This window comes from Hydrogenophaga sp. FG152, assembly GCF_057809615.1.
This window is the reverse complement of the sequence record NZ_JBMDKH010000015.1, coordinates 63,388-85,978: the sequence shown is the minus strand read 5'-3', so window position 1 is coordinate 85,978 and position 22,591 is coordinate 63,388. Positions and strand designations below refer to the sequence as shown.

The 22,591-nt window shown below is 69.4% G+C and carries 20 protein-coding genes; 6 read left to right on the top strand and 14 right to left on the bottom strand.

What is annotated here, in order from left to right:
- Positions 1-2: 2 nt before the first annotated feature.
- The 4 genes from ACODTB_RS18020 to ACODTB_RS18005 all read right to left on the bottom strand — a co-directional run bounded on the left by ACODTB_RS18020 (position 3) and on the right by ACODTB_RS18005 (position 4,417).
- Positions 3-656: a DUF3348 family protein gene (locus ACODTB_RS18020; RefSeq protein WP_291115608.1), complete on the bottom strand. Its 654-nt coding sequence runs from the start codon at positions 654-656 to the stop codon at positions 3-5.
- Positions 657-754: 98 nt separating this feature from the next.
- Positions 755-2,080, bottom strand: coding sequence for a glycerate kinase type-2 family protein (locus ACODTB_RS18015; protein ID WP_291115605.1), 1,326 nt, complete (start codon positions 2,078-2,080; stop codon positions 755-757).
- 77 nt (positions 2,081-2,157) lie between these two features.
- Positions 2,158-3,153, bottom strand: coding sequence for a Bug family tripartite tricarboxylate transporter substrate binding protein (locus tag ACODTB_RS18010; protein ID WP_291115602.1), 996 nt, complete (start codon positions 3,151-3,153; stop codon positions 2,158-2,160).
- A gap of 46 nt (positions 3,154-3,199) precedes the next feature.
- Entirely contained in the window at positions 3,200-4,417 is a 1,218-nt protein-coding gene (locus tag ACODTB_RS18005) for a M20 aminoacylase family protein (protein ID WP_291115599.1), read from the bottom strand.
- A gap of 92 nt (positions 4,418-4,509) precedes the next feature.
- On the opposite strand from ACODTB_RS18005, the gene ACODTB_RS18000 reads away from it, so the two are divergent.
- Complete coding sequence (locus ACODTB_RS18000; RefSeq protein WP_291115596.1) at positions 4,510-5,490, top strand: LysR family transcriptional regulator; 981 nt, start codon at positions 4,510-4,512, stop codon at positions 5,488-5,490.
- A gap of 2 nt (positions 5,491-5,492) precedes the next feature.
- Here the strand turns inward: ACODTB_RS18000 and ACODTB_RS17995 are convergent, their stop codons facing one another.
- Genes ACODTB_RS17995 through gcl form a run of 3 tightly spaced genes read right to left on the bottom strand, consistent with a single transcriptional unit; the run spans position 5,493 to position 9,035 of the window.
- Positions 5,493-6,401 carry a 2-hydroxy-3-oxopropionate reductase gene (locus ACODTB_RS17995; RefSeq protein WP_291115593.1) on the bottom strand — a complete coding sequence of 303 codons (909 nt, stop codon included), beginning with the start codon at positions 6,399-6,401 and terminating at the stop codon, positions 5,493-5,495.
- Positions 6,398-7,216: a hydroxypyruvate isomerase gene (gene hyi, locus ACODTB_RS17990; protein WP_291115591.1), complete on the bottom strand. Its 819-nt coding sequence runs from the start codon at positions 7,214-7,216 to the stop codon at positions 6,398-6,400. The genes ACODTB_RS17995 and hyi overlap by 4 nt, the downstream gene beginning before the upstream one ends.
- Before the next feature lie 31 nt (positions 7,217-7,247).
- Positions 7,248-9,035, bottom strand: a complete 1,788-nt coding sequence (gcl, locus tag ACODTB_RS17985; RefSeq protein WP_291115589.1) for a glyoxylate carboligase — start codon at positions 9,033-9,035, stop codon at positions 7,248-7,250.
- A gap of 136 nt (positions 9,036-9,171) precedes the next feature.
- Here gcl and ACODTB_RS17980 point away from each other — a divergent pair, with 136 nt between their 5' ends.
- A complete protein-coding gene (locus ACODTB_RS17980) occupies positions 9,172-10,086 on the top strand; it encodes a LysR family transcriptional regulator (protein ID WP_291115586.1) in 915 nt (304 codons plus the stop codon).
- A 3-nt stretch (positions 10,087-10,089) separates the two neighbouring features.
- Here ACODTB_RS17980 and ACODTB_RS17975 read toward each other — a convergent pair whose 3' ends face one another.
- Positions 10,090-10,569 (bottom strand): Lrp/AsnC family transcriptional regulator, encoded by a 480-nt coding sequence (locus ACODTB_RS17975; protein WP_291115583.1) that lies wholly within the window; start codon positions 10,567-10,569, stop codon positions 10,090-10,092.
- 70 nt (positions 10,570-10,639) lie between these two features.
- Between ACODTB_RS17975 and ACODTB_RS17970 the strand changes: the two genes are divergently transcribed.
- Positions 10,640-11,599 carry an EamA family transporter gene (locus ACODTB_RS17970; RefSeq protein ID WP_291115580.1) on the top strand — a complete coding sequence of 320 codons (960 nt, stop codon included), beginning with the start codon at positions 10,640-10,642 and terminating at the stop codon, positions 11,597-11,599.
- Here ACODTB_RS17970 and ACODTB_RS17965 read toward each other — a convergent pair.
- The 6 genes from ACODTB_RS17965 to ACODTB_RS17940 are packed head-to-tail and all read right to left on the bottom strand — an operon-like array spanning position 11,562 to position 18,909.
- The gene (locus ACODTB_RS17965; RefSeq protein ID WP_291115577.1) at positions 11,562-12,263 is read right to left on the bottom strand and encodes an alpha/beta hydrolase; all 702 of its coding nucleotides are present in this window, start codon (positions 12,261-12,263) and stop codon (positions 11,562-11,564) included. The genes ACODTB_RS17970 and ACODTB_RS17965 overlap by 38 nt on opposite strands.
- Positions 12,264-12,298: 35 nt before the next feature.
- Entirely contained in the window at positions 12,299-13,600 is a 1,302-nt protein-coding gene (locus tag ACODTB_RS17960; protein WP_291115574.1) for a TRAP transporter large permease, read from the bottom strand.
- A complete protein-coding gene (locus ACODTB_RS17955) occupies positions 13,590-14,096 on the bottom strand; it encodes a TRAP transporter small permease (protein ID WP_291115571.1) in 507 nt (168 codons plus the stop codon). The genes ACODTB_RS17960 and ACODTB_RS17955 overlap by 11 nt, the downstream gene beginning before the upstream one ends.
- Positions 14,096-15,127 carry a TRAP transporter substrate-binding protein gene (locus ACODTB_RS17950; protein ID WP_291115568.1) on the bottom strand — a complete coding sequence of 344 codons (1,032 nt, stop codon included), beginning with the start codon at positions 15,125-15,127 and terminating at the stop codon, positions 14,096-14,098. The genes ACODTB_RS17955 and ACODTB_RS17950 overlap by 1 nt, the downstream gene beginning before the upstream one ends.
- Before the next feature lie 52 nt (positions 15,128-15,179).
- Positions 15,180-16,757 (bottom strand): indolepyruvate oxidoreductase subunit beta family protein, encoded by a 1,578-nt coding sequence (locus ACODTB_RS17945; protein ID WP_291115565.1) that lies wholly within the window; start codon positions 16,755-16,757, stop codon positions 15,180-15,182.
- A 4-nt stretch (positions 16,758-16,761) separates the two neighbouring features.
- Entirely contained in the window at positions 16,762-18,909 is a 2,148-nt protein-coding gene (locus ACODTB_RS17940) for a thiamine pyrophosphate-dependent enzyme (RefSeq protein ID WP_291115562.1), read from the bottom strand.
- Between the two features lie 123 nt (positions 18,910-19,032).
- Between ACODTB_RS17940 and ACODTB_RS17935 the strand changes: the two genes are divergently transcribed.
- From ACODTB_RS17935 to ACODTB_RS17925, 3 genes are all read left to right on the top strand, one after another.
- On the top strand, positions 19,033-19,965 hold the full coding sequence (locus ACODTB_RS17935; protein ID WP_291115559.1) for a LysR family transcriptional regulator: 933 nt from the start codon (positions 19,033-19,035) through the stop codon (positions 19,963-19,965).
- A 13-nt stretch (positions 19,966-19,978) separates the two neighbouring features.
- On the top strand, positions 19,979-20,779 hold the full coding sequence (locus tag ACODTB_RS17930) for a 2-keto-4-pentenoate hydratase (protein ID WP_291115557.1): 801 nt from the start codon (positions 19,979-19,981) through the stop codon (positions 20,777-20,779).
- A 103-nt stretch (positions 20,780-20,882) separates the two neighbouring features.
- Entirely contained in the window at positions 20,883-22,577 is a 1,695-nt protein-coding gene (locus ACODTB_RS17925) for an AMP-binding protein (protein WP_291115553.1), read from the top strand.
- Positions 22,578-22,591 lie beyond the last annotated feature (14 nt).

Sequence of the window (22,591 nt, the reverse complement as noted above, 5' to 3'; positions counted from 1 at the left end):
ATTCAATGCGGCTTCGCGGGCGCCTGGGCCAGCGCTTCGATCAGGCCCAGCACCGGCTGCAGCCGCAGGTCGAGCTCGGCCAGCAAGGCCTGCTGAAGGTCCTGCTCGAACAGGGGGGGCCAGGTGTCGGGGTGGGTCTGGCGCTGGTGTTCGAACCGCGCCTTGAGGAAAGCCGGCAGGCCGGCGAGCAGTCGCTGCTCGCGCCCGCCCAGCATCTGGTCCAGCGTGGCGTCCAGCGCGGCGAGCTGCGCCAGGCGGGGCGAGGTGGCGGCCAGGGTCTGGCGCAGGTGGCCGCGCAGCGCGTCGATGCCCATCTCCATGCGGCGCTGCTGGTCGAGGCAGCGCTGGTGATGGGGGGCGAATTCGGCATCGCTGGCATCCACCGGCGGTTGGGGTGGCGTGGTGATGGACTGGCTGAGCGTGGCGCGCAGGCGCTGCAGCTCGGCCTGCGCATCGGTGGCGTTGTTTTTGACGGCGGCGCGCCGGGCCGTGACCGAGGGCAAGGTCTGGTGGATCGAATGCAGGGCGATGGCGTCGGCCACGTTCAACCACTCGCCCAGGCGCTCGGCCATGTCCTGGCGGGGCACATCCGCCGACACGGGCAACCACCCGGCGAGCTGACGCACCAGGGCGGAACGGTTGAAATGGCTGCGCAAAAGACTTTCCTAGGGCGCCCTCGCGGGCACGATCGACATCAAGCGGGTTGTGAGGGCTCCGCTGGCGGTGGTTCACCGCCGGGCGGAACGCGCCGGTGTCACACCACCAGCACGGCCCGGAAGTCGTTCACGTTGGTGTGCGTGGGCCCAGTGATCACCAGGTCGCCAATCGGCTCGAAGAAGCCGTAGGCATCGTTGCGGGCCAGGTGGTCGGTGAGCTTGAGGCCCTTTTCGCTGGCCCGGGCCAGGGTGTCGGGCGTCACCAGCGCACCCGCATTGTCCTCTACCCCGTCGATGCCGTCGGTATCGGCCGCCAGGGCCCACACGCCGGCCTGTCCACCCAGGGCCTGCGCCAGGCCCAGGCAGAACTCGCCGGCCCGCCCGCCCCGGCCCTTGGCCTGGCCGGGCGCCCGCGGGCGCACCGTGACGGTGGTTTCGCCGCCGCTGAGGATCACGCAGGGCGTCTGGAAGCTGCTGCGGCCCAGCGCGGTGGAGCGCGCCATCGCCCCGTGCACCTTGCCCACCTCGCGCGACTCGCCTTCGATCTCGTCGCTGAGGATCACCACGTTCAGGCCCAGGGCCCGCGCCGCCTCGGCGGCGGCCTCCAGGCTCTGCTGCGGGGTGGCGATGAGTTCCACTGCGTGGCCCTGCAGGCGGGCGTCGCCGGGTTTGGGGGTTTCGAGCGCACCGCCCTCCAGTTGCGCGCGCACGGCCGGCGGCACGTCGATGCCGTAGCGGCGCAGGATGTCCAGCGCCTCGGCGCAGGTGGAGGCGTCGGCCACGGTGGGGCCGCTGGCGATCACGCTGACGTCGTCGCCGGGCACGTCGCTGATGGTGAGCGTGACCACGCGCGCGGGCGCGCAGGCCGCCGCCAGGCGCCCGCCCTTGATGGCCGAGAGGTGCTTGCGCACGGTGTTCATTTCGCCGATGTGCGCGCCGCTCTCCAGCAGCTGGCGGTTGATGCGCTGCTTGTCTTCCAGCGTGAGGCCTTCGCAGGGCAGCGTGAGCAGGGCCGAGCCGCCGCCGGAGATCAGGCACAGCACCAGGTCGTCGGCCGTGAGGCCCTCGGCGAGTTTCAGGATGCGCTGGGCGGCGTCGAGCCCGGCCGCGTCGGGCACGGGATGGGAAGCCTCCACCACCTCGATGCGCTGCGGCAGACCTTCAGGCCGGGGCGGCGTGTGGTGGTAGCGCGTGACGACCAGGCCCGAGAGCGGCGCATCGGCCGGCCACAGGGCCTCCACCGCCTGCGCCATCGCCCCCCCGGCCTTGCCCGCGCCCAGCACCAGGGTGCGGCCTTTGGGCGGTTTCGGCAGGCTCGCGGCGGTGTTGTGCAAAGGCAGCGCGCGCTGCACCGCCACGTCGTACAGGTGGCGCAGCAGGGCGCGGGGGTCGTTCAGACTGGGTGGAGTGGTCGGCTGAGGCATGGGGCAGAAGTCTAGCGAGTCCGGTGCCCCCCGGGGTTACAGAGTGGGAACAGCGCGCCGGACGGCGCCGGCCCGCCTCACTCGCGCATGTTCGCGAATTTCACCAGGCCCGCGTACTTCTGGAGGTCGGCGCGCATGATCTGCGCCAGGTCTTCGTTGCCGGCGGGCGGAATGGCGCCGCCCGCCTCCAGACGCTGGCGGTAGGCCGGCTCGGCCAGGCCGGTCTTGAGCGCGGCCGAGAGGCGCTGCGCGATCTCCGGCGGCAGTCCGCGCGGCGCGGCGAGCGCGAACCAGCCGACCAGGTCGTAGCCCTTGAGCTGCGGGTGCTCACCCAGCGCGGGCACCTGCGGCAAGGTGGGAAAGCGCTGCGCCGAGGTGATGCCCAGCGCGGTGATGCGCCCACCCTGAAGGAAAGGGGCCGCCGCGGTGGGCGAGACGATGGCGAAGTCCAGCGTGCCGCCGGCCAGATCGCTGGTGAGCGCGCTGGTGCCGCGGTAGGGAATGTGTGTGATGAACAGGCCGGCGCGCTGCTTCACGAGTTCGCCCGCGAAGTGCAGCGTCGAGCCCACGCCCGAGCTGCCGTAGCTGTACTTGCCGGGGTTGCGCTTGACCAGCGCGATGAACTCATCGAGGTTCTTCACCGGCAGCCCGGATCCGGCCACCAGCAGCACCGGCGCGGTGGCGATGAGGCCGATGGGCGTGAGGTCCTTGATCGGGTCGTACTTCTGCGCCGGGTTCACCAGGCCGGTGGCGGCCATCTCGTTGCTCGAACCGGCCAGCAGGGTGTAGCCGTCGGCCGCGCTGTTGACCACCCGCTGCGCCGCGACGATGCCGGCCGCGCCCGAGACGTTCTCCACCACCACCGTGGTGCCGAGCTTGGCGGTGAGGACGTCGGCGACCACGCGCGCGGCCATGTCCACCGAGCCACCCGGCGCGTAACCCACGACGATGCGGATCGGCTTGGTGGGGTAAGCGCCCTGGGCCAGGGCCGGGGAAACCACGCCGGCAAGGGCGGTGGCACCGAGGGCGGCGATGGCGGCGCGCCGGGAGAGCGAGAGGATCGGATGGGACATGGTGGCGGTGCCTTCGTGGGTTGCGGGACAGGAGATGCGGCGCCGCTCAGCTCGCGGGCGCCAGGAAACGGCGCGCCAGTTGCACCCAGTAGCTTGCGGCGATGGGCAGCATGGCGTCGTTGAAGTCGTAACCGGGGTTGTGCACCATGCAGCCGCCGCTGCCGTGCTGCTCGCCCACCCCGTTGCCGACGATGAGGTAGCTGCCCGGGCAGTGCTCCAGCATGAACGAGAAGTCTTCGCTGCCGGTGAGCGGCTGCAGCTCGGGCAGCAGGCCCTCGTCGCCCAGCCAGTCGCGCGCGACCTCGCGCGCGAAGCGCGTGCTCTCCACGTGGTTGACCAGCGCGGGGTAGCGCCAGTGGTAGTCCACCTCGGCCCGCACGCCCAGCGTGGCGGCCTGCGCCTGCACGAGTTCGGTAATGCGCTCGCGCAGCATGGCGCGGATCTCGGGGCGGTAGGCGCGCACCGTCAGGCGCATCTGCACGCTGCCGGGGATCACGTTGGGCGCGTCGCCGCCGTGGATGGCCCCCACGGAGATCACCGCCATCTCGCGCGGGTCCACGTTGCGCGAGACGATGGTCTGCAGCGCCACGATGATGTGGGCGGCGGCCACCACCGGGTCGGCCGCGAGGTGCGGGGAGGAACCGTGCCCGCCCCGGCCCTGCACCGTCACCATGACCGAATCGGACGAGGCCATGAACGGCCCTTCCTTGAAACCGAACTGGCCGACGGGAAAGCCCGGCATGTTGTGCAGCGCGTACACCGCGTCGCAGGGGAAACGCTCGAACAGGCCTTCTTCGACCATGCGGCGGGCGCCGCCCAGGCCTTCTTCGGCCGGCTGGAAGATCAGGTGCAGCGTGCCGTCGAGGCCTTCTTCCTGCGCCAGGCAGCGCGCGGCGGCGAGCAGGATGGCGGTGTGGCCGTCGTGGCCGCAGGCGTGCATCTTGCCGGCCACCGTGCTGGCGTAGGGCAGGCCCGTGGTCTCCTGGATGGGCAGTGCGTCCATGTCGGCGCGGATGCCCAGGCGGCGCGCGCCCTGCCCCCGGCGCAGCGTGCCCACCACGCCGGTGCCGGCCAGGCCCCGGTGCACCTCGTAGCCCCACTCGGCCAGGCGGGCGGCCACCAGGTCGCTGGTGGCGAACTCTTCGTAGGCCAGTTCGGGGTGGGCGTGGATCTGGTGCCGCAAGGCCACCATCTCGGCGGCGGTCTCGCGCACGGCGGGCAGCACTTGGTGAATGGCGGCGGCGTTGTCGATGCAGAAGCTCATGGCGGCGAGTCTATGAACCGGCCCCTGCGAGGGGTAGACAGGTCAAACTGCTCGACGCTCGCCGCTGCCTGTCGTGCCCATAATGCCGTCCTATGAAAGTGCACCAGCTCCGCTACCTCGCGACCGTGGCCGCCGAAGGCAGCATCCGCGCGGCGGCGCGCTCGCTCGGCCTGAGCCAGGCCACGGTGACGCAGGGGCTGCGCGAGCTGGAGACGCACGCCGAGATCGCACTGCTCACACGGCACGGCCACGGCATCGCGCTCACGCCGGCGGGCCAGGAGCTGCTGGTCCACGCCCAGCGCGTGACGGCCCAGCTGCGCGAGGCCGAGGAGGCGCTGGCGCGCCACCGCGACTCGGGCGCCACGCAGCGGCTGTCGGTGGGCGTGACGCCCTGGGTCGCGCAGACGCTGCTCTCGCGCGTGGTGCCGGCCTTCCGGGCCGCCCTGCCGCACGTGCAGCTCGAATTCTTCGACGGCCTGTCCGCCCTGGCCTACCCCAAGCTGCGCGAAGGCAGCCTGGACCTCATGATCGGGCGCATCGCTCCCGACGACGCGATGCAGGGCTTTCAGGCCACGCCCCTGTTCAGCTACGACATGACGGTGGTGGCGCGCCTGGGCCACCCGCGCTGCGCGGCGCGCTCGCTGGCCGAGCTGTGCGACGACGACTGGATCCTCAACTTCGCGCCGATCGAGCGCGCCATGATCCTGGACAACCTGTTCGGGCAGCACGGCATCGAGCCGCCGCGCCAGCGCATCCACCTGGCGCATTCGGCCTCGCTCATGCTCACCCTGGTGCAGCAGACCGACATGCTCAGCTTCTGCCCCTGGCCGCTGGTGGAAACCGCCAGCCTGCGCGACCGCCTGGTGGCCCTGCCCCTGCGCGAGCGCTTCCGCTCCCACCTGGTGGGCGTGGTGCGCCGCGCGCAGGAAACGCCCTCGCCCGCGGCGCGCAGTTTCATCGCCCTCTTCCTGGAGGCGATGCGCCACTGGGCGGCGGCCCCCGAGCACCCCGAGTGGCGCCACGTGCTGCGCTCGGTCGAGTTGATCGACCCCGGGGCCGCCTCGGACGCCTGACCTCAGGCCGCCGGTTCGGGGGCGATCTCGTGTTTCGCCATCAGCTCCAGGCTGCGGCACAGGGCCGAGTGGTCCAGCCCGGCCATGCCGTGGGCGGCGCAGCTCTGCATGAGCTGGGCCGCGCTCGCGGTGTTCGGCAGGCTCACGCCCAGCTCCTTAGCGCCTTGCAGCGCGAGGTTCAGGTCCTTCTGGTGCAGCTCGATGCGGAAACCCGGGTTGAAGGTGCGCTTGACCATGCGCTCGCCGTGCACCTCCAGGATGCGGCTGGCCGCGAAGCCGCCCATCAGGGCCTGGCGCACCTTGGCCGGGTCGGCGCCGGCCTTGCTGGCGAACAGCAGGGCCTCGGCCACGGCCTCGATGTTGAGCGCCACGATGATCTGGTTGGCCACCTTGGTGGTCTGGCCGTCGCCGTTGCCCCCCACGAGGGTGATGTTCTTGCCCATGGCGGCGAACAGCGGCTGGGCGCGGTCGAACGCGGCCTGCGGGCCGCCGACCATGATGGTCAGGCTCGCGGCCTTGGCACCCACTTCGCCCCCGCTGACCGGGGCGTCCAGATAGTCACAGCCGAGCTCGTTGATCTTCTTCGCGAACGCTTTGGTGGCCATCGGGCTGATGGAGCTCATGTCGATCACCAGCTTGCCCGGGCTCAGGCCCTTGGCGACACCCGTCTCACCGAACAGCACGTCGTCGACGTGCGGCGTGTCGGGCACCATGGTGATCACAATGTCGGCACGCCGCGCCACCTCGGTGGCGTTGGTGCAGACGGTGGCGCCTTCTTCGGCGAAGGCCGCCGGGATCTTGCCCCGGCTCGCCACGAAGAGCGCATGCCCGGCCTTGCGCAGGTTGAGCGCCATGGGCGCGCCCATGATGCCCAGGCCGATGAAGCCGACCTTGAGTCCGTCCTGGGTCATGCCGGCTCTCCTTGCAGTTCGAGCGTCTGGCCGTGCGCGGCCACCCAGGCCAGGCCTCTGTCCGTGCCGCCGGGGCCGGGGTCGAGCGGCTTGTATTCGCAGCCGATCTGGCCGGTGTAGCCCAGGTCGTCGATGGCGTCGAACAGGTGGCGGTAGTTGATTTCACCGGTGCCCGGTTCGTGGCGGCCGGGCGTATCGGCCAGCTGCATGTGGGCGATGCGCGGCAGCAGCTCCTTGATGGTGTTGGTGAGCTCGCCTTCCATGCGCTGCGCGTGGTAGATGTCGTACTGCAGGAAGAGGTTGTCCGAACCGACCTCGTCCATGATGGCGATGGCCTGGCGCGGGCGGTTCACGATGAACCCGGGCATGTCGAAGTGGTTGATCGGTTCGAGCAGCAGGCGCACGCCCTGCTGCTTCGCGGCCTCGGCGGCGTACCGCAGGTTGCTCACCAGCGTGGCCTGCGCCTGCGCGGCGCTCGTGCCCTTCGGCGGGATGCCGGCCATGCAGTGCAGGTTCGGCGTGCCCAGCGCGGTGGCGTACTGCAGGGCGCGCGCCACGTTGGCACGGAACTCGTCCTCGCGGCCCGGCCAGCAGGCCTTGCCGCGTTCGCCGGCGGCCCAGTCGCCGGGCGGCATGTTGTGCAACACCAGCTGCAGCTGGTGCTCGTTCAGGCGTTGCCGGATCTCGTCGGCCTGGAAATCGTAGGGAAACAGGAACTCCACCGACTTGAAGCCCGCGCGCGCGGCGGCGGCGAAGCGGTCGAGAAACGGCAGCTCGTTCCAGAGCATCGAGAGGTTGGCGGCAAAGGTCGGCATGTGATCGTGTCCTTGTCTTGCTTCAGCGGGTTCAGTCGAGAAGGCCCACCGTCTCCAGGCCCTGAGGGGCACGGCAGTCGATGGCCTCGAATTCGTTGATCTTGTCGATCTCGGTGCCCATGGCGATGTTGGTGACGCGTTCCAGTATGCATTCCACCACCACCGGCACGCGGTGCTCGGCGGCGAGCCGCTGCGCTTCGCGCAAGGCACCCTGCAGTTTCTCGGGGTCGGTCACGCGCAGGGCCTTGCAGCCCAGGCCCTCGACCACGGCGACGTGGTCCACGCCGTAGCCGCGCAGCTCGCCCGCGCTTTCGTCCATGTTCTGGTTCTCGAAGGCCAGTTGCACGCAGTAGTCCATGTCGAAACCGCGCTGGCTCTGGCGGATCAGGCCGAGGTACGAGTTGTTCACCAGCACGTGCACGTACGGCAGGCGGAACTGCGCGCCCACCGCGAGTTCCTCGATCAGGAACTGGAAGTCGTAATCGCCCGAGAGCGCGACCACATTCTTCGTCGGGTCGGAGGCCACGACGCCCAGCGCGGCCGGCAACGTCCAGCCCAGCGGGCCAGCCTGGCCGCAGTTGATCCACTGGCGCGGGCCGTAGACGTGCAGGAACTGCGCACCCGCGATCTGCGACAGGCCGATGGTGCTCACGTAGACCGTGTCGCGTCCGAACACCTGGTTCATCTCTTCGTAGACGCGGTGCGGTTTCATCGGGATCTGCTCGAAGTGCGTCTGGCGCAGCATGAGGCGCTTGCGCTCGGCGCAGCGGCCGGCCCAGTTGGCGTAGCTCGGCCAGTGCCCGGCGGCCTTGCGCTCGCGCGCCACGTCCACGAACAGCTGCAGCGCGGCCCTGGCGTCGGAGACGATGCCGAAGTCGGGGTCGAACACGCGGCCGATCTGCGTGGGCTCGATGTCCACGTGCACGAACTGGCGGCCCTGGGTGTAGGTGTCGATCGAACCGGTGTGGCGGTTGGCCCAGCGGTTGCCGATGCCGAGCACGAAGTCGCTCGCGAGCATCGTGGCGTTGCCGTAGCGGTGGCTGGTCTGCAGGCCCACCATGCCGGCCATGAGCGGGTGGTCGTCGGGGATCGTGCCCCAGCCCATCAGGGTGGGGATCACCGGCACACCGGTGAGTTCGGCGAACTCCACCAGCAGGTCGGCCGCGTCGGCGTTGATGATCCCGCCGCCGGCCACGATCAGCGGCTTGGTGGCCGCGGCCAGCATGTCCAGCGCCTTCTCGATCTGCTTGCGGTTCGCGGCGGGCTTGTAGACCGGCAGGGGTTCGTAGGTGTCGGGGTCGAACTCGATCTCGGCCATCTGCACGTCGAACGGCAGATCGATCAGCACCGGCCCCGGGCGGCCCGAGCGCATGAGGTGGAAGGCCTGCTGGAACACGCGCGGCACCAGCGCGGGTTCGCGCACCGTCACGGCCCACTTGGTGACCGGCTTGGCGATGCTCTCGATGTCCACCGCCTGGAAGTCTTCCTTGTACAGCCGCGCGCGCGGCGCCTGGCCGGTGACGCAGAGGATGGGGATGCTGTCGGCCTGCGCCGAGTACAGGCCGGTGATCATGTCGGTGCCGGCCGGGCCGCTGGTGCCGATGCACAGGCCGATGTTGCCGGCGCGCGCCCGGGTGTAGCCCTCGGCCATGTGCGAGGCGGCTTCCACATGCCGCGCCAGGATATGGCTGATGCTGCCGCGCTGGCGCATGGCGGCGTAGAACGGGTTGATGGCGGCGCCGGGCACACCGAAGGCCTGCGAGATGCCTTCCTTCTCCAGCACACAGATGGCGGCTTGCGCCGCGGTCATACGGGCCATGATGCGATTCCTTACCAAGGTTGAGGGACTGGGTTCGATGCTAGGGAGAACCCTTCCTCTTGGGAATGGCAGTGGCGGTACGCCGATTCGATACTCCAGGTATGCAATGCGGGGGCGGCGGGGTTAACATGCCGCCATGGACCGCTTCAAGGAAATCGAGGCTTTCGTGCTGGCGATGGAGCACGGCAGCCTGGCCGCCGCCGCGCTGCACGCGGGCATCACGCCGGTGATGATGGGCCGGCGCATCGACGCGCTGGAGCGCCGCCTGGGCACGCAGCTGATCCACCGCTCCACCCGCCGCCTGGCGCTCACCGAGCAGGGTGCGGGCTTCCTCGACGAGTGCCGCGTGCTGCTGGCGCAGTGGTCGGCCGCCGAGGCCACGGTGTCGGCGCAGAAGCACCGCGCCAGCGGCCACCTGGTGGTGTCGGCCCCGGCGGCCTTCGGGCGCCTGCACGTGGCGCCGCACGCCAGCGCCTTCCTCAAGGCCAACCCCGAGGTCAAGCTCTCGTTCAACCTCACCGACCGCGTGGTGGACCTGGTGCGCGAGGGCTACGACCTGGGCCTGCGCATCGGCGGCGCGATCGACCCCAACTTCGTCGCCGTGCACCTGGCCACCAACCAGCGCGTGGTCTGCGGCACGCCGGCCTACTTCCGCAAGCACGGCAAGCCGCGCACGCTGGAGGACCTGAAGGCGCACAACTGCCTGGCCTTCAACCTGCAGGGCGGCCAGCAGCGCGGCTGGTACTTCCAGCAGGGCGACCGCACGGTGACGGTGCGCGTGGAAGGCAACCTGGACTGCAACGACGGCGAGCTGCTGCACCGCTGGGTGAGCGAGGGCATGGGCCTGGGCTGGCGCTCCACCTGGGAGATCCAGGCCCAGCTGCAGCGCGGCGAGCTGGTGACCGTGCTCGACGAATTCGCCCTGCCCGCCTACGACATCCTGGCCGTTTACCCGCAGCAGCGGCACCTGCCGGCCAAGGTGCGCTTCTTCATCGACCACCTCAAGAAGGTCTATGCGCGGCCCGGCTACTGGCTGCGCGAGGCACCCTGAGTCTCAGTGCTCCCGGTCGTCAGGCAGCTGCAGCGGGCGGTCTTCGAACTCGGTGTTGAGCACCACGGTGCTGGTGGTGCGCGCCACGCCGGGGATGGACTTGATCTTGTAGAGCACCTCTTCCAGCGCGCGCGCGTGGGTGGTGCGGATCTTGGCCAGGAAGTCGTATTCGCCGGCGACGCTGTGCAGCTCCAGCATCTCCGGCAATTCGCGCAGGCGCGGCGCCACGTCGCGGCAGTGCGCGCTGGCATCGTGGCGAATGGCCACGAACGCGGTGAAGCGCAGGCCCACGCGGTCCGGGTCCACGCGCAACGCGAAGCGCTCGATCACACCGCGCTCGGCCATCTTCTTCACACGCTCGTGCACGGCGGCCGTGGAAAGGCCCACTTCGGCCGCCACTTCGGCATAAGAACGCCGGCTGTCGGCACTCAGGACCGTAAGAATTCTGGCATCCGTGCTATCGATACTGATATTTGCTTGCATATCGCCAATAGTTCGATCAAACTTCAGTTTTCAAGCGATTTTCCGAATAATTTCCGTCAATCATCTTGCGATGCCTGCCATTTTCAACCCGAATCGCCTGGACCGCCAGACCCTGCGCCTGGGCGGGGCCCTGCTGATCGTCTACCTGGTCTGGGGCACGACCTACTTCGCGCTCGACGTGGCCATGCAGTCCCTGCCGCCCGTGCTCATGAACGGCGCGCGCTTCGTGGCGGCGGGTGTGTTGATGCTCGGCATCGCGCGCTGGCAGGGCCAGGCCTGGCCGACGGCGGCGCAGTGGCGCGCCAGCGCGCTGATCGGTGGCCTGATGGCTTTCGCGGCCATGGCGCTGGTGGTGCTGGCGCAGAAGGCCGGCATCGGCTCGGGCCTGATGGCCACCGTGGTGACCACCATGCCGATGTGGCTCGCGCTGTGGACGCGCTGGGGCGGCGAGCGCGTGCCGCTGACCAGCTGGATCGGCCTCGTGCTGGGCGCGAGCGGCGCGCTGCTGCTGGCGCTGGAGGGCGATTTTTCGACCACGTTGATGGGCTCGCTGTGCGCCTTCGGCGCGCCCTTGGCCTGGAGCCTGGGTTCCTACGCCTCGCGCCGCATGGCCCTGCCGCCGCCCGCCATGGCCTCGGCCGCGCAGTGGCTGCTGGGCGGCCTGCTCGGGCTGGTGGTGGCCGCGCTGTGGGAGCCGGGCGCGCGCACCGTGGCCTGGCAACAGGTGTCGCTGGCCTCGGTGCTGGCCTGGCTGTACCTCGTGGTCATGGGCACCATGGTCACGCTCAACGCCTACCTCTGGCTGCTGAAGAACACCACGGCGGCGCTGGCAGGCAGCTACTCCTTCGTGAACCCCGTGGTGGCGCTGTGCGTGGGCGTGTGGCTGGGCGGCGAGCGGCTCACCGGCTGGGTGTTTGTCGCCATGCCGGTGATCGGCCTGGCGCTGGCGCTGATCCTCTACGGGCGCGACATGGCGCGCCTGGCCCGCACGGTCATGCGTCGGCCAGGACCTTCAACAACCACACGTTGAGGTCGTCCACCTCCTGCGTGCTCACGGTGTGTTCCATCGGGTAGCTGTGCCATTCCACCGCATACCCCAGGCGCAACAGCTCGTCGCGCGAAGCGATGGCGCGGTCGATGGTGACCATGGGGTCGTCTTCGCCGTGCGCGAGGAAGATGGGTGTGTCGCGGTTGGCCTCGCCGCGCTCGGCGGCGGTGGTTTCGGCGATCGGCAGGTAGCCTGAAAGCCCCACCAGCCCGGCCAGGCGCTGCGGTGCGCGCAGGCCGGTCATGAGCGTCATGGCGCATCCTTGCGAGAAACCCATCAGCACGATGCGGTGGGACGGCACGCCGCGCGTGACTTCGCGGTCGATCAGGCCTTGCACCAGGCCTTGCGCGGCGCGCAGGCCGGCCTCGTCTTCGAGGCGCGGCACGGCCGGGTGGGCGCTGGGCGGGTGGATGTCGTACCAGGCGCGCATCCGGTAGCCACCGTTGAGGGTGACCGGCTGCACCGGGGCGCTGGGGAACACGAAGCGCACCGGGCCGACCGCGCTCAGGTCAAGCTCGCGCGCGATCGGCACGAAGTCGTTGCCGTCGGCGCCCAGGCCGTGCAGCACGATGAGGGAGGCGACGGGCTGAGCGGCGGCGTCGCCGCCGCTCACCGCTTCAAGGGTTTCGAGGAAAGGGGTGTTCATGAACGGCAGCATAGCGCCACGAAGGCGCCATGCCGCTATTCAATGAACCCCGGCAGCCACAGCGACAGGGCCGGGAACGCGCACAGGATCAGCAGGCGCACCACGTCCACCGCGATGAAGGGCATGGTGCCCTTGTAGATCGCGCCCAGCGGCACGTCGCGCGCGATGGAGTTGATCACGAACACGTTCATGCCCACGGGCGGGCAGATCATGCCGAAGGTCACCGCCATCACCACGATCACGCCGAACCACACCGGGTCGAAACCCAGCTGCATCATCGCGGGGAACACGATGGGCACGGTCAGCAGGATCATCGCGAGTTCGTCCATCACCGCACCGAGGATCAGGTAGCCCACCATGATGAGCGCCAGCACGCCGTACGGCCCCACCGGCAGGTGGACCAGGAACTCCACCGCGTTCTGCGTGAACTGGGTGATGGTGAGGAAGTAGCCGAACAGGTAGGCGCCGACCACGATCATCATGATGGCCGAGGACACGCGCAGCGCACCGATGAGCGCGGCCTTGATCTGCTTCCAGCCCAGGCGCCCGCGCAGCATGCCGATGGCCAGCGTGCCGATCGCGCCCACGCCGGCGGCTTCCTGCACGGTGAAGAGGCCACCGTAGATGCCGCCCAGCACGAACACGAACAGCACCACCACCGCCCACAGCGGGCGCAGCGAGGCGAAGCGCTCGCCCCAGCCCAGGCGTTCACCGCGGGGCATGGTGTCGGGCCGCAGGCGCGCGACGATGGCCACCACCACGCTGTAGAAAGCGATCGCCATGAAGCCCGGGATGATGCCGGCGGCGAACAGCTTGGTGATGTCGGTCTCGGTCATGATGCCGTAGAGCACCATGATCACCGAGGGCGGGATCATGATGCCCAGCGTGCCGCCGGCCGCGATCAGCCCGGCCGAGAAGCCCGGGTGGTAGCCCGCGCGGCGCATTTCGGGCAGGGCCACCTGCGTCATGGTGGCCGCGGTGGCGACCGAGGAACCGTTGATGGCCGAGAAGCCACCGCAGGCCGCGATGGACGCCAGCGCCAGGCCGCCGCGCCGATGGCCCAGCCAGGCCCGCCCCGCCTTGAACAGCTCGGTGCTCATGCCCGAATGCGAGGCGAAGGCCCCCATCAGGATGAACATCGGGATCACGATGAGGTTGTAGTCGGTGAGCACCGACAGCGGCACGTTGGCCAGCAGGTTGAGCGCGGGCGTGGTGCCCGAAAGCAGCGCGAAGCCGCCCACGCCCGCGATGCCCATGGCGATGCCGATCGGCACGCGCACGGCCATGAGGGCGAACATGCCCACGAAGCCCAGCAGGGCCACCAGATCACGATCCATGGGCCGCTCCTGGCACGTCGTCGTCCACCGGCTCGGGAGTGGCCGCGCGGCCCTGCCAGAGGTGCATGAGGCGCACCAGCGCCAGCACCGCCGCCACGCTGGCGCCCACGGCAGCCACGCTGTAGAACCACTGCAGCGGCAGCCGCAGGTCCATGGTGCCCTGGCTGCCGGTGCCGCCGACCTTGACCCACACCATCCACGCCAGGGGCACGAGGAAGGCGGCGGTCAGGGCTGTGGCCAGCAGGTCCATGCGGCGCTGGCCCTTGGGGCCAAGGTGCTCCCACACGATGTCCACCCCGATGTGGGTGCCGTAGTAGGTGGCCAGGGCGATGCCCCAGAACATCGCGATGCCCTGCAGCATCTGCGTGCCGTCGAACCAGTCGGGGATCTGCATGCTGAACGCGTAGCGCAGCAGCACGTTGCCCGCCGTGAGCAACGCGATCAGCAGCAGGAAGAGCGCGGCCACCGTCTCGATGGCCGAGAACAGGCGCTTCATCAGCTACCGGCTTTGCGGTTGGCCAGTTCCTTGCGCAGGTCGTCCAGCGCGGCCTGGCCCTTGTTGCCCGCGGCGTCGGCCGCCTTCACCCACTGGGCGTACACCGGATCGACCGCCTTCTTCCACACGTCGAGCTGAGCAGGCGAGATCTTCACGATGGTGTGGCCCGGCGTCTTCTCCAGCTTGGCCTGGCCCGAGTCTTCCTCATCGCCCCAGGCGCCACCGACCTTGCCGGCCCACTCGTTGTTGCAGTGGTCGTCGATGACCTTCTTCTGGCCGGCCGCCAGCTTGTCGTACCAGGGCTTGTTGAGCACCCAGACGAAGTCGGAGGCGTAGAAGCGCATGTCGCTGTGGAACTTGACGGCCTTGTCGATGCCGAAGGACACGATGGAGTTCCAGGGGAAGGTGATGGCATCGGCCACGCCCTTGTCGAGCGCGTCGCGCGACTCGGGGGCCGAGACCTGCACGTTGGTCGCGCCGAGCAGCGTCATGGTCTGGGCCACGGTGCCGTTGGCCGAGCGGATCTTCATGCCCTTCAACTGGCCGGGTTCGGTGATCGGCTTCTTGGCGTGGAAGGTGCCGATGTGCACGTGAGCGAAGCAGAACTTCACGTCCTTCATTTCGGTGGCGGCGTAGGAGCGGTACCACTGGTCCAGCGCGGCCGAGCCGGGGCCGGGCTTGCCGATCAGGAAGGGCAGTTCACCGGCGGCGATCATGGGGAAGCGGCCGGCCTGGTAACCCGGGTTCACCCAGGTCATCTCGGCGATGCCGTCGCGCGCCATGTCGTAGTGGTCGGCGGCCTTGCCGAGCTGCTGCGCCGGGAACAGGGCGACCTTGATCGAGCCCTTGGACGCCGCCTCCACCGACTTGGCCCAGGGCTCGAACCCCAGCTTGGCCAGCGGGTGCGAGGCCGGCAGCCAGTGCGCGAACTTCAGTTCGACCGCCTTGTCCTGTGCCTGCGCGACGGCCGCGCCCAGCAGCAGGGTTGCCATGGCAACAGCGCGCAAGGAAGTCTGGATCGGGTTCTTCATCTTTGTCTCCTGGTTGTTGAGGTTTTTCACGAAAGGCGCATGGTGCAGGCATTCATGCGCGGGGGGTGAGCGTGGTTTCCCGAGGTGCGGCCTTTGGGGCCCAGAAAATGGGTTGCGCTTTCGGGCTGGCGGCGCGGTGCGCCTGGTTGAGCTTGCCTTCGGGATCGGCCAGCGTGGTCCGCAGGGCCTCGCGCAGACGGGGGGCGACCTGCTCGGCGTCGGCGGTGCCGGCGAGCACCGGCGCCACATGCGCGGCCCACAGGCGCGCGTAGTTTTCGCGGCCGCGCACCTGCGTGTCGCCATAGCCCTTGAGCACCTGCGGGAGGCCCGCGAGCACCAGCGCCAGCGCGGGCGCCTGCCGCAGCACCCGGCGCATCGCCGCCAGCCACACGCCCAGCGTTTCGTGCTCCTGCGCGTAGCGCAGCGAACGCGGCCGCAGCGGTCGCAGCCAGGCGAGGCTGCGCAACATGAGGTAACCCCAGAGGCTGGTGGAGCGGATGTGCAGGCCGACGTGGGCCTTGCCCATCCAGCCGCGCTTCGTGGCCAGCGCCACCAGCCACTGCCCCAGCGCGCGCGGCAACACGGCCGCCACTTCGTCGACACCGGGCTTGAAGTGCTCGGTGACGCGCACGATGTCGCCTGGCTTGGCCTGGGCTTCGCTCGCCACGCGCGCGTAGCGGCTGCGCCGGGTCTTGAGGTCGGCGACGCGGATCACGTCTTCGAAGCACATCCACAGTGCGAGGTGGCGCACCGCCTCTTCCAAGGCCTCGCTGGCGGCCGGTGGCGTCGCGTCCACCAGGCCTTGCACGTGGTCGAAGAAGGTCTGGGCATAGCGGTCGTTCTGGTAGTCGCGGCAGCGCAGCGCGCCGTGCGCGGCAAGCAACTGCACGGCGGTCGGCCAGGCCTGCAGCCGCACCATCCATTCGCCCTGCAGTGCGGGTGGCAACTGGGCATCGGCCAGCACCTGCAGCGCGTCCTTCGACACCTCGGTGGTGGGGGTCGAAGGTTGCGCGGCCTCGTCGAACGCCGCGGCAAAACCGGCCAGGCTGGCCTGCACGCCCTTGCCGGATTCGCGGATCACGTCCTCGCACACGCTGCGCGGCCAGGGCAGCACACCGGCACCGGCGAGCGCGCCGAACATCACGGCGGAGACCACGGTGCCGGTCTTCACGGTCACGGCTTCCATGTCGAACAGCACGGCGTGGCGCGCCAGCGCGCGCGCGGCATCGGCCAGGCGCTGCGGGTCCTGCCGGCCGTCGGCCATGTGCATCTTCTCCACCGTGGTGTAGACGCGGTGCGTGGACGCGATCAGCGTGGTGCGGTCGGTGACGAAGCCGCGCTCGACCATGCGAGCGGCTTCCAGCAACTCGCTGGCCACCAGCACGTCCACGCGGCCGGCCACCGGTGTCAGGCCGAACACGGGCTGCACCGACCCGCTCACGGGTTCGCGCAGCAGCTCGATGTAGTAGCTGGTGGCGCCGGTGCGCTGCGCCACGCCGGGCACCGAGGTGGCCTGCACCGGCAGGCCGTGTCGGCGCGCGCACTGCACCAGCCAGTCGGCCAGCACGCCGCCGCCCTCGCCGCCCAGCGCGGCGATGAGGATGCCGTAGGAATCGTCTCTTGATGTCATGGGATCAGGCGGGCTGCAGCAGGCCGATGAAGAAGCGGTTGAAGCGGTCGGTGAGGCGGTCCCACCAGCTGGGGTGCGTGACGATCTCGATCTTGTGGAACGAGGGGCACAGCACGGCGGCATCGGCCACCTCGCCGCACAGGCCGCAGCCCACGCAGCCGTTGGTGACGTGCGCCACGGGTTCGCGCCGCAGCGGATCGTTCGTGGGCTTGACGGTGAGCGTGGGGCAGCCCGAGAGGCGGATGCAGGAGTGGTCGCCGGTGCAGGTGTCCTCGTCCACGCCATAGCGCGTGCGCACACTGCGCAGGCCTTCCTTGAGGCGGCGCGCGCGGATCGGCTTGAGGCGGCGCTGGCGTTCGAGCTGGCACTCGCCTTCGGCAATCACCACCTTGAGGCCTTGGAACGGTGAATTCACCGCCTCCTTCAACACATCCCGCACCTTGGAGACGCGGTAGTTGTGCACCGTCTTGACCCACTTCACGCCCATGCCCTGCAGCGTGTTCTCGATCGTCATCTCGTCGGCCGTGGCGCTGGAGCCCTCGGCCACGCGCTTGGCTTCGGAGGCCGGCGTGGACATGGTCTCCTGCGTGCCGGTGGCCGAGGTGTAGCCGTTCTTCATGATCACCAGCACGCCGTCGCCCTGGTTGAGCAGGGTCGAGCTCACGCCCGAGAGCAGGCCGTTGTGCCAGAACCCCCCGTCGCCCATGATGGCGATCGGCCGCTTGGCCGAGAAGTTCTTCACCGCCGCGCTGGACGCCATGCTCATGCCGTAGCCGAGGATGGAGTTGCCGAACGAGAACGGTTCGAAGGTGGCGAAGGAATGGCAGCCGATGTCGGTGGAGATGTGCAGCTTGCCCACTTCGCGCTCGACCAGCTTGAGCGCAGCGAACACCGGGCGCTCGGGGCAACCGGTGCAGAAATTGGGTGGGCGCGCGGGCACGGCACCGCCGAGTTCGACCAGTGCGCGCTCGCGCACCTCGGCCAGCTCGGTGCTGAAGGTGGTCGCCGTGGTGGTGTCCAGCGCGGGCAGGTGCTCGCCCACGAAGGCCGTGAGCCCTTTCAGCAGGATCTCGGCCGTGTACTCGCCGCCCATGGGCAGCAGGTCCTTGCCGTGCAGGCGGGTCTGCAGATCGGCGCGGCGCAGCTGCGTGGCGATGTCCTGCTCGATGAACTCGGGCTGGCCCTCCTCGATCACCAGCACCGCGCGCTTGCCGGCGCAGAAGGCGGCGATCTGCTCTGGCACCAGCGGGTACACCACATTGAGCACCAGCATCGGAATGTCGCTCTCGCCCGTGCCATTGGCCAGGCCGGCCTGCTGCAGCGCGCGCATGGTGGTGTTGTAGAGCCCACCCTGCACGATCAGGCCCACCTCGCCGTAGCGCCCGTCGAAGTGCTCGTTCAGGCCCGCTTCCTCGATGAACTTGCGCGCCGCCGGCATGCGCACTTCGTACTTGTGCTTCTCATGGCGAAAGGTGGACGGCGGGTGTGAGAGGCGGTCGTAGCTGAACGAGGCCGCCTCCTGCTGCTGCAGGCGGCTGGAGATGGCGGGCGCGATGTTGTCGCTGGCCACGAAACTTCCCTGCACGTGGCAGGCGCGGATGCGCAGCTCCATCATCACCGGCGTGTTCGAGGCCTCGGAGAGTTCGAAGCCCTTCTCGACCATGCGCACGATGGTGGGCAGGTTGGGGCGCGGGTCCATGAGCCAGAGCGCGGACTTCATCGCGAAGGCGTGCGTGCGCTCCTGGATCACGCTGGCGCCTTCGCCGTAGTCCTCGCCCACCACGATCAGCGCGCCGCCCATCACCCCGGGCGAAGCCAGGTTGGACAGCGCGTCGGACGCGACATTGGTACCGACCACCGATTTCCAGGTGACCGCGCCGCGCACCGGGTACATGATGGACGCGGCCAGCATCGCGGCCGCCGAACTCTCGTTCGTGCAGGCCTCGACGTGCACGCCGAGCTCGTCCATGTAGGGCTTGGCCTGCACCATCACATCGAGCAGATGGGAAATGGGCGAGCCCTGGTAGCCGCCGACGTAGGTGACGCCGGACTGCAGCAGTGCCTTGGTCACCGCCAGAATGCCTTCGCCGTGGAAGGTTTCACCCTGGCCAAGTTTCAGCGCTTCGATTTCGCTGTGGAATGAGCGTTCCAAATCGTGGGTCTCCTGTCTTTATGCCCGGCAATGTAGGCGGCCCATCCCCATCTGACAAATGGATTGATCTGATGTGGTGTATTCACAGGATGGATAATCAGGGTCAACCCTGAGAGGCTCGCCATGAACTTCCGCCAACTCGATCTCAACCTGCTGCGCGTGCTCGGTGCGATCCACCGCACCGGCTCGGTGACGGCCGCGGGCAAGGCGCTCGCGCTGTCCCAGCCCGCCACCAGCAACGCCCTGGCGCGCCTGCGCGACTACTTCAAGGACGACCTCTTCGTGCGCTCGCCCGGCGGCCTGCAGCCCACGCGCCTGTGCGAACGCCTGGCGCCCGAGGTGCAGGCGCAATTGAAGATGCTGGAAACGCTGGTAAGCGTGCGCGACGACTTCGACCCCGCGCACAGCGAGATGCGCTGGCGCCTCTCGCTGTCGGACCTGGGCGAGATGATGTTCCTGCCGCCGCTGGCGGCGGCGCTGCGCCAGCAGGCCCCGCAGGCCCATGTGACCAACGTGTCGGTGGCGGCGGAGGACGTGCCGGCCGCGCTCGAATCGCGCGACATCGATTTCGCCATCGGCATCCTGCAACCGCGCCACCGCGGGGTGCGCGCCGAGCTGCTGTTCCGCGAGCACTACGTGGCGCTGACCTCCTCGCGCTGGCGGCCCGCCTCGGGCCCGGCGGGCCGCACGCTGAGCGCGCGCCAGCTGGCCGAGGCCTCGCTGGTGGTGGCCTCGCCCACCGCCACCTTCCACGGCAGCGTGGAGAAGATGCTGGTGCGCATGAAGCTCTCCGAGCGCATCGTGCTGCGCGCGCGGCACTTCGGTGCCCTGCCCGAGCTGGCGCTCAACACCGACCTGCTGACCATCGTGCCGCAGATGTACGCCAGCAACCTCGGCCAGCGCCACGACCTGCGCGTGTGGGAACTGCCGCGCGCGGCCGCGCCGAGCTACGAGGTGCGGCTGGTCTGGCACGCCAGCACCGCGCAGGACCCGGCGCACCAGTGGATCCGCGCCCAGGTGCACCGCCTGTTCGGCCGCGCCGACACCAGCGCCTGACTATGATGGGCGCATGAACCCGCAGACCCTGCTCGACCACCTGGACCAGGGCCGCCTCTGGCCCGCCCCGCTCAGCGCGCAAACCGGCTTCGATCTGGACGCCGCCTACGCACAGGCCCTGGCGGTGCGCGACCTGCGCCTGGCGCGCGGTGAGCGGCCGCGTGGCTACAAGGTGGGCTTCACCAACCGCACGATCTGGGCGCGTTACAACGTGTTCGCGCCGATCTGGGGCACGGTGTGGGACACCACGCTGACGTTCTGCGAGGGCGAAGGCCGTGTGTCGCTCGAGCGCAGCTGCCAGCCCCGCCTGGAGCCCGAGACCGTGTTCGGCCTGAAGGCCACGCCAGCGGCGAACGCCACGCTTGACGGGCTGTTCGACGCCATCGACTGGATCGCACCCGGGTTCGAGATCGTGCAATCGCACCTGCCCGACTGGAAGTTCCTGCCGGCCGACACCGTGGCCGACGGCGCGCTGCACGCGCATTTGCTCGTGGGCCCGCGCGTGGCCTTGAGCGGGCTCGCGACCAACGCTGGCGAACTCGATGCGCTGCTGGCCAACGCCGGTGTCACGCTGCTCAGGAACGAAGAGCCGGTCGAACTGGGCCAGGGCAGCAACGTGCTCGACAGCCCCTTGCGCGCGCTCAAGCACTTCGTGGACACACTGCGCGCCTGCCCCGGCGCGCCCGATCTGCGGCCCGGCGACGTGGTCACCACCGGCACCTGGACCGACGCCTGGGCGGTGCGGCCCGGCGAGCGCTGGTCGGCGCGCTTCACGCCGCCGCTGCCCGCACTCACGGTGGAATTCACCGGGTGAACCCTGAGCCGCGATGCGGCTCCGAACAGGTGAAACCCTCTAAACAGCGTGTGGAGGGCTTGGTAGATTCACCCTTCGCACACACACAACGGAGACACGTCACATGACCCAAGTCGCGCCCGAGCTGCTCGCCCTGCAACGCCTGTACCACTGGGAAAAGACCGATCCCAAGCGCGTTGCGCTCACCCAGCCCATGGGCGCGGGCGCGGTGCAGGAATTCACCTGGGCCGAGATCGGCGACCAGGTGCGGCGCATGGCCACCCACCTGCAATCGCAGGGCTGGGCGCCGGGCTCCAAGGTCGCGATCCTCTCGAAGAACTGCGCCTGGTGGATGATGAGCGACCTCGCCATCTGGATGGCCGGCCACGTCTCGGTGCCGCTCTACCCCACGCTCGCGGCCGAGACGGTGCGCCAGATCCTCACCCACAGCGAGGCCAAGGCCTGTTTCATTGGCAAGCTCGATGGCTGGGAAGGCATGAAGCCCGGCGTGCCCGCCGGCCTGCCCTGCATCAGCTACGCGCTCTCGCCGCTGGACGCGATCCAGGCCTACGAAGGCTGGGACGCGATCTGCGGCCGCCACCAGCCGCTGCAGGGTGAGCCCACCCGCGGCGCCGACGAACTCGCGACCCTGATCTACACCTCCGGCACCACCGGCATGCCCAAGGGCGTGATGCACAGCTTCGGCAACTTCGCCTGGGCCATCGACTCCGGCGTCAAACGCATCCCGCTCTCGGGCGAAGACCGCATGCTGTCCTACCTGCCGCTGGCCCATGTGGTCGAGCGCATGCTGGTCGAACACGGCTGGCTGCGCACCGGCATGCACGTGTACTTCGCCGAGTCGCTCGACACCTTCGCCGCCGACCTGCAGCGCGCGCGGCCCACCATCTTCTTCTCGGTGCCGCGCCTGTGGGTCAAGTTCCAGCAGGGCATCCACGCCAAGATGCCGCCGGCCAAGCTCAACCGGCTCCTGGGCATCCCCATCCTCGGCGGCATCGTGCGCCGCAAGGTGATGAAGGCCCTGGGCCTGGACCAGTGCAAGTTCGCCGCCGGTGGCGCCGCGCCCATGCCCATGGCCCTGCTGCAGTGGTACAGCCAGCTCGGCCTGAACATCAACGAGGGCTACGGCATGACCGAGAACCTCGCGCTCTCGCACATCACCGAGCCGGGCAAGAACCAGCAGGGCACCGTGGGCCCCACCTACGCCGGCGTGCAGCACCGCCTCGACCCCGAGACCGGCGAGGTGCAGATGCGCAGCCAGGCACTGATGCAGGGCTACTACAAGGAGCCTGAGAAGAGCCGCGAGGCCTTCACCGAAGACGGCTGGCTCAAGACCGGGGACAAGGGCACGATCGACAAGCAGGGCCTGCTGCGCATCACCGGCCGTGTGAAGGACCTGTTCAAGACCGGCAAGGGCAAGTACGTGGCGCCCGCGCCGATCGAGGACAAGCTGGTGATGCACGAGGCCGTGGAGGCCTGCGTGGTGACCGGCGCCAACCTCGGCCAACCCCTGGGCATCGTGATGCTCAACGCCGACGCGGCCGCGCGCGTGGCGAACGACGCCACCGCGCGCACCGAGCTTGAAACCTCGCTGGCCAGCCACCTCAAGGGCATCAACGCCACGCTGGACCCGCACGAGCAACTGCAATGCATCGTGGTCGTCACCACCGCCTGGACGGTGGACAACGACATCATCACGCCCACCTTCAAGGTCAAGCGCAACCGCATCGAAGACCTGTACGCGCGCTACTACGAAACGTGGGAAACGTCCGGAAAACGGGTGATCTGGCAGAAGGACTGAGGCAGGCTGGCGGC